This window comes from Streptomyces sp. NPDC104096, from assembly GCF_055584385.1.
Map to the genome: position 1 here is coordinate 25,575 of NZ_JBVJMD010000074.1, position 6,264 is coordinate 31,838.

Genomic DNA, 6,264 nt, shown 5'->3' on the forward strand with positions numbered 1-6,264 from the left:
ATCAAACAACCGTATGGTCGCAGGCCACAACCACTGGTTGTGGCCATAGGGTGTCGGTGTGGACCTCGAAACCGTACGGACCTTCGTCGTGGCCGCCGACGCGGGGCAGTTCCAGGAGGCCGCCGCCGAGCTGGCGGTCACCCAGCAGGCGGTCTCCAAGCGTATCGCCGCGCTGGAGCGCGGCCTCGGGGTGCGCTTGTTCACCCGCACCGCGCGCGGCGCCGCCCTCACCATCGACGGCCAGGCGTTCCTGCCGCACGCGCGCGAGCTGCTGCGGGTCGCCGAACGAGCGGTCACCTCCGTACGGGCCGGGCACCGACCGCTGCGCGTCGACATCATCGCCTCCCGCGGCGCCGCGTCGGGGCTGATGCGCGCCTTCCACCGCGCGCACCCCGAGACCGACCTCGATGTGGTGATGCTGCTCGACATCGAGACGGCCGTCGCCGCGATCCGCTCCGGCACCATCGACGCGTCCTTCCGTGCCGTGGCCGCGCCCGGGCGGCCCCTTCCCGACGACATCGAGTCCGTCCGCGTGATCGACGAGCCGCTCCAGCTCCTCACCGGTCCCGCCCACGCGCTGGCGGGTGCCCGGTCGGTAACCGTCGCCCGGCTCGCCGGGCACCGGATCTGGATGCCCGGCATCGTCCCCGGCAGCGAATGGGCCGCCTACTACGACGACCTCGTCGCCGAGTTCGGTCTCACCATCGAGGCGACGGGCCCCAACTTCGGCTCCGACGCGCTGCTCGACACCATCGCCGACACCCCTGCCCTGGCCACCTTCATGGGCGAGCGCACCCGTCTCGTCTGGCCCGCCGGTCACGGTCTGCGCCTGATCCCCGTCACCGATCCGACCCCCGTCTACCCGCACTCCCTCCTCTGGCACCGCGACAACCCCCACCCGGCACTGGCCACGCTCCGCGCCCACCTCGCCGCCACCGGCGTCGGTCACGACGCCGCCGGGACCTGGACGCCGGACTGGGTGATGCCGCGCTGAAGCCCGCGCCCCGGCCCGCGGGCCGGGGCGGCGCGGACCCCGCGACGCCCCGCCGCCCGGCGCCGAGTTGCTGATTTCGCGGTGCGTATCCGCCCGCTTATGATCTTGGCCGTGACTGTGCAGAATTCAGACAAGATGCTCTCCCGTAAGCAGAGACTCCAGGAGAAGCAGCGCCGACAGCTGTCGGTGGTGGACACGGTGGACAAGGCCGAGGCCAAGGTCCGCAAGGCGGACGCCGAGCTGGCCGTGGCGGTCGCCGAGGCGGTGCAGGTCTTCGGCGACGAGAAGTCCGCGTCCGAGGGACTCGACATGACGCCCGAGGCGATCCGCCGCTTCCTTCTCATGGCGCAGGAGGAGGCCGCCAAGGAGTCCGCCAAGGCCGACGAGCCCGCCGGCGAGTCCTGAGGCACCCCCCTCGCAGGACACCCTGGCACACTCCTCTCCGTACCTGCGCGGAGAAGGGCCGGCCCGCCCCATGACGGTGATGCGCGAGGGAATCAGGTTCGTTCCCGAGCCGTTGAACGCGTCGGCACGGTCGAGCGGTCGGCCGTCCGAGGCGTGACCGTCGAGTGCCCGGCCGAGCGAGGAAGTGGTGATCACGCGTTGAAGGCGGTGCGGTTCCACACATACGGCGAGATCGACGTGCTGCGGGTGGAGGAGGTGGCACGCCCGGTGCCCGGCCCGGGGCAGGTGCTCGTCGAGGTCCGCGCGGCCGGGATCCAGCCCGGTGAGGTGATGATCCGCAAGGGCGCGCGGCACGACCGCTGGCCGGCGACGTTCCCGTCCGGTCAGGGCAGCGACCTGGCCGGTGTCGTGGTGGAGGCGGGCCCGCAGGCGCGCGGCGTCGCGGTGGGCGACGAGGTCCTGGGCTTCACCCATGGCCGTGCCAGCCACGCGGAGTTCGTCGTGGTCGACGACGTGAACGTGATCCACCGTCCGCAGGGGTTGTCCTGGGACGTGGCAGGGTCGTTGTACGTGGCCGGCACGACCGCGTACGCCTGCGTGTTCGCGGTGGACCCCGGACCGGCCGACACGATCGTGGTGTCCGGCGCGGCGGGCGGCGTCGGATCGCTGGCCGTGCAGCTCGCACGGCGGCGCGGCGCCACGGTGATCGGGCTGGCGAGCGAGCGCAACCACGCCTGGCTCAAGGACCGCGGAGTCCTCCCGGTCGAGTACGGACAGGGCGTGGCCGAGCGGATCCGGCAGGCCGCCGGCGGGGACGTCGACGCGTTCATCGACACCTTCGGCGACGGATACGTGGAACTGGCCGTCGAATTGGGCGTACGGCCCGAGCGGATCAACACGATCCGCGACTGGCGCGCCGCTGCCGACGTCGGCGCGCGGACCTACGGCGAAGGGTCGGCGGCGTGCGCGGTCGTGATCGGCGAACTCGCCCGGCTCGCCGCACGTGGGGAGCTCGAGGTGCCCATCGCCCGCGGCTACCCGCTGGAGCAGGTACGCGAGGCGTTCCGCGAACTCGAACAGGGGCACACCCACGGCAAGATCGTGCTCCGTCCGTAGCCGGGAGGTGACAGCCGAGGGCAGGTGGTGATCGGGTCGCCGGGCGGCGGGTCAGCGCCAGTGCGCGGGGTGGCCGAGCGCCGGGGGGAGCCGGGTGGCGGCGTCCCCCTTGGCCGAGTTGACCTGGGCCTGGGTCAGGAAGATGCTTCCGGTGAGGTCGGCCCCGCTCAGGTCGGCGTCGCGCACATCCGCTCCGATCAGGTCGGCCGTGCGCAGGTCGGCCCCCGTGAGGTCGGCCGCGATGAGCAGGGCGCCGCGGAGGTTGGCTCCCCGGAGGTCGGCGCCGGCGAGCCTGGCTCCGATCAGGTCGGCTCCCCGATGGTTCTTCTTACGGCCGGGGACCGTGGCCCGGATCCGCTCGCCGGCTTGCAGCAGCAGGACGTTGACTTCGCCGCGCAGCGCGGTCACGTCGAGTTCCAGGAGCGACTCGGCGCTGCCGCGGCTGAGTTCCTCGATACGGGTGCGGGCCTCGCGGAGGTCCTTGTGGACGGGGCGGGCCGACGCGTGGCCGAGGGCCTCGGTGATGTACCAGAGCAGTTCGTGCAGTTGCCGCACCAGCGGGAAGACCGCGAACATCCGGCGTGCGCTGTGCGGCTCCTGACGCCAGTTCCTGCCGCCGAAGGTGACCTGGGAGACCTTCTGGCCAGCGCCGAAGCAGTCGTAGGCCGTGCAGCCCGGAAAACCCTTCTCCCGCAGCCGGGAGTGTATGCCGCAGCGGAAGTCCGCCTGCAGGTTCGAACACGGCTGCCCCGCGTTCTTGTCGACCGCGAAGTCGGCGGAGCGCGCGAAGGGCAGCGCGACGCAGCACAGCCCGAAGCAGTTCGCACAGTCGGCCTGAAGGTCCTTCCGGCCGCCGTCGGCGACCGCCTGCTGGTGGCCGTCGTCGGTGGCGGGGACCTGGCGTTTCGGGGTCAAAGTGTGCTCCTGCCGCGAGTCGAGCATCGCATCCCACGATGCTCCGAGATCGCTTCCATTCTCACCGATCGTCACGGAGAGCCGCCCGACGGGTGTCGTCGGGCGCCCGGACACCCCTCACCACCCGCACCGCCAGGACCGCCCCCACGTCTCGGGGCGGTCCTGGCGGCCGTCCTGGCGGTGTGTCCTCTAGAGCGCCATCTCGTACGCCCCGGACAGCGCCTCGACCTGCTCCCAGACCCGCGCCGAACGCGCTTCGTCGACCGCGGGACGCCGGACCGCGCCCAGTGCCCAGCGCTGCTGCTGCTCGGTCGCGGAGTCCTTGCCGTGCAGTTCGACGGCATGTCCGGAGAAGTCACGGACGAACACGGAGAACAGCTCGTCGAGCACGGATTCGTCCAGACCGGTCGGACGCGCCTGCTCCAGAATCAGCTGACCATGCACCACCAGCGCGAACAACTGCCCCACGGAGAGCAGGAAGTCGAGGTCGCGGCTCTGCTCCTCGTCGGGGGCCATGGTGGCGACGAACTCGCACAGGGCGTCGGCCTGTTCCCGGAAGCGGGCGACGTTCGGGAGCTCGGCGTACGCGTCGAAGGCGGCGCGCCAGTCGTGGAAGCGTACGGAACCCAGGCCGCGGGCCGGCCCCTGCCGGAACAGGAAGTCGTCGTCGGCCGCGTCGAGGCGGGTCGGCACGTCGGGGTGGGCGACCGGGTCCAGCAGGTGGTTGCGCATGAACTTGAGGATCAGGGCGAGGTTGACGTGGACCGTGCCCTCCAGCTTGGGCAGGCTCCGGATCTCCACCGCGGCCTGGGAGAAGTAGTTGTCCTTCTCGAAGCCCTTGGCGGCGATGACGTCCCACATCAGGTCGACGACCTTCTCGCCCTCCGTGGTCACCTTCATCTTCGTCATCGGGTTGAAGAGCAGGTAGCGGCGGTCGTCGGGACCGGCCGAGCGGAAGTAGTCGACGGCGCGGTCGCTGAACAGCTTCATACCGACGAGACGGACGTACGCGTCGGTCAACTCCCGGCGCACGTGCGGGAAGGCGGTGACGGGGCGGCCGTACAGGATCCGGTTGCTCGCGTGGGTGACGGCCTCGTACATCGCGTGCTCGCAGATGCCGATCGAGGCGGTGCAGAGATTGAACTTGCCGACGTTCACGGTGTTGAGCGCCGCGTCGAAGGCGGCGCGGCCGGTGTGCAGGACGTCCTCGGGCGTGACCGGGTAGTCCTCCAGACGGAACTCGCTGACGTACTTGGAGGAGTCGACGACGTTCTTCACCAGGTGGTACGCCGGGTGGCGGCTGTCGGCGGCGAAGAAGACGTATCCGTCCGGGCCTTCGACGTCGGTGCGACGGCCGAACACGGAGACCAGGCCGGCGGCGTTGCCGTTGCCGATGTAGTACTTGGAACCGGAAGCCCGGAAACCGCCGTTGCCGTCGGGCTCGAGCAGCATGTCGGTGGAGTAGATGTCGGCGCCGTGGGTCTTCTCGGACAGACCGAAGGCGAAGACCTCACCCTGGTCCAGGAGGTCCGCGGCACGGGTACGGGCGGCGGCGTTGTCGCTCTGCCAGACCGGGCCGAGACCGAGGATCGTCACCTGCCACGCGTACCAGTAGTCGAGGCCGTAGAACCCGAGGATCTCGTTCAGGGCGGCGATCCGGGCGGTGTCCCAGCGCTGGTCCTCGGCAGTGGCGGCGGAGGCGGGGGTGAGGAAGGTGGCGAACAGGCGCTCCTTCGCGGCGAACGCGAGGAAGTCCCCGAGCCAGGCGCGGGTGCGGTAGTCCTCGATCAGCCGGCGCTTGCCGCGCTCCTCGAACCAGTCGACGGTGGCGCGCAGCAGCCTGCGCGTCTCGGGGTCGAAGTGCGCCGGGTCGTACGTGTGCGGGTTGAACAGCAGGGGGGTGCTCATGAGGTCCGCCTTCCGGGGGATGGGGGGTCGAGGGTTGCCGGGGGAGCGGCCGGCCGAACGCGGAGCGGCTCAGACCGAGCGCGAGGTCCTGCCCAGGGCGTGGAGTGTGGCGAGGACGTCGTCGAGCCAGGCGATCGTCATCCGCTCGTACGCGATGCCGCCGCGCAGCACGACGTGCTGCAGTTCCTGGCCGGCGTCGAGCGGTGCGGGGGCGTCGGGCCCGGTGAAGTCGCGCAGTTCCCCGCTGAGGTAGTGCGCGAGCCGGGCGTGGTGCGCCTGGAGGTGGCGTTCGACCTCGTCGACGAGTGCCGCCGGGTCGTCGAAGGCGGCGCCGCGGATCTTCACCGCGAGATCGTGGCGGAGGCTCTCGGGTTCGATCGGTTCGTGCAGCCAACCGGAGAGGACCGCGCGGCCGGGGGCGGCGACGGAGTACTCCTTCTTGTCCGGCCGTCCCTGCTGCGGCACTTCGCGGACGTCGAGCACACCCTCGCTCTCCATGCGCTTGAGAACGCGGTAGATCTGCTGATGGGTCGCGGTCCAGAAGTAGCCGAACGACCGGTCGAACCGCCGCGCCAGTTCGTAGCCGGAGCCCGGCTTCTCCAGGAGGGAGACGAGGATCGCGTGTTCGAGCGCCATACCGCACAGCTTTCTATGCAACTAGTTGCATAGGCAAGGGTGGGCGCTCGGGTGAGACACGGCTCACCCGAGCGGCGTGGCGCACGTCGCCCGCCGTCGGGGCTCGCCACCTCACGGAACGGCCCTGGACACGACAAGGCCGCTGCTTCGTGTGAAGCAGCGGTCGGTGTCGCGTGTGATGCCCTGTTGTGGGCGGGGTGTGCCCGGTACTGGTGGGTTTAGTACCAGTGGTGGGTCTGCCAGAAGTCCCAGGCCTGGACGGGGCTGCCGTAGCGGGAGTTCATGTAGTC

At 70.7% G+C, this 6,264-nt stretch carries 6 protein-coding genes; 3 read left to right on the top strand and 3 right to left on the bottom strand.

The annotated features are described in order from the left end of the window. Nucleotides 1-58: 58 nt before the first annotated feature. The 3 genes from ACZ60B_RS38735 (at nucleotide 59) to ACZ60B_RS38745 (ending at nucleotide 2,515) form a co-directional block, all read left to right on the top strand. Entirely contained in the window at nucleotides 59-994 is a 936-nt protein-coding gene (locus ACZ60B_RS38735) for a LysR family transcriptional regulator (protein WP_469395747.1), read from the top strand. Nucleotides 995-1,105: 111 nt separating this feature from the next. Then, a complete protein-coding gene (locus ACZ60B_RS38740) occupies nucleotides 1,106-1,399 on the top strand; it encodes a hypothetical protein (protein WP_469395749.1) in 294 nt (97 codons plus the stop codon). 198 nt (nucleotides 1,400-1,597) lie between these two features. Then, nucleotides 1,598-2,515: an NADP-dependent oxidoreductase gene (locus ACZ60B_RS38745; RefSeq protein ID WP_469395759.1), complete on the top strand. Its 918-nt coding sequence runs from the start codon at nucleotides 1,598-1,600 to the stop codon at nucleotides 2,513-2,515. Between the two features lie 51 nt (nucleotides 2,516-2,566). On the opposite strand, the gene ACZ60B_RS38750 is transcribed toward ACZ60B_RS38745, so the two are convergent. From ACZ60B_RS38750 to ACZ60B_RS38760, 3 genes are all read right to left on the bottom strand, one after another. After that, nucleotides 2,567-3,430, bottom strand: a complete 864-nt coding sequence (locus ACZ60B_RS38750; protein WP_469395751.1) for a pentapeptide repeat-containing protein — start codon at nucleotides 3,428-3,430, stop codon at nucleotides 2,567-2,569. A 189-nt stretch (nucleotides 3,431-3,619) separates the two neighbouring features. Then, nucleotides 3,620-5,338 carry an acyl-CoA dehydrogenase family protein gene (locus ACZ60B_RS38755; RefSeq protein WP_469395753.1) on the bottom strand — a complete coding sequence of 573 codons (1,719 nt, stop codon included), beginning with the start codon at nucleotides 5,336-5,338 and terminating at the stop codon, nucleotides 3,620-3,622. A gap of 69 nt (nucleotides 5,339-5,407) precedes the next feature. After that, nucleotides 5,408-5,974 carry a PadR family transcriptional regulator gene (locus ACZ60B_RS38760; RefSeq protein WP_469395755.1) on the bottom strand — a complete coding sequence of 189 codons (567 nt, stop codon included), beginning with the start codon at nucleotides 5,972-5,974 and terminating at the stop codon, nucleotides 5,408-5,410. Nucleotides 5,975-6,264 lie beyond the last annotated feature (290 nt).

What these genes read in the sequence shown, in the direction of transcription:
- ACZ60B_RS38755 (WP_469395753.1), bottom strand. Translation starts at nt 5,338, where the DNA reads ATGAGCACCCCCCTGCTGTTCAACCCGCACACGTACGACCCGGCGCAC.
- ACZ60B_RS38760 (WP_469395755.1), bottom strand. Translation starts at nt 5,974, where the DNA reads ATGGCGCTCGAACACGCGATCCTCGTCTCCCTCCTGGAGAAGCCGGGC.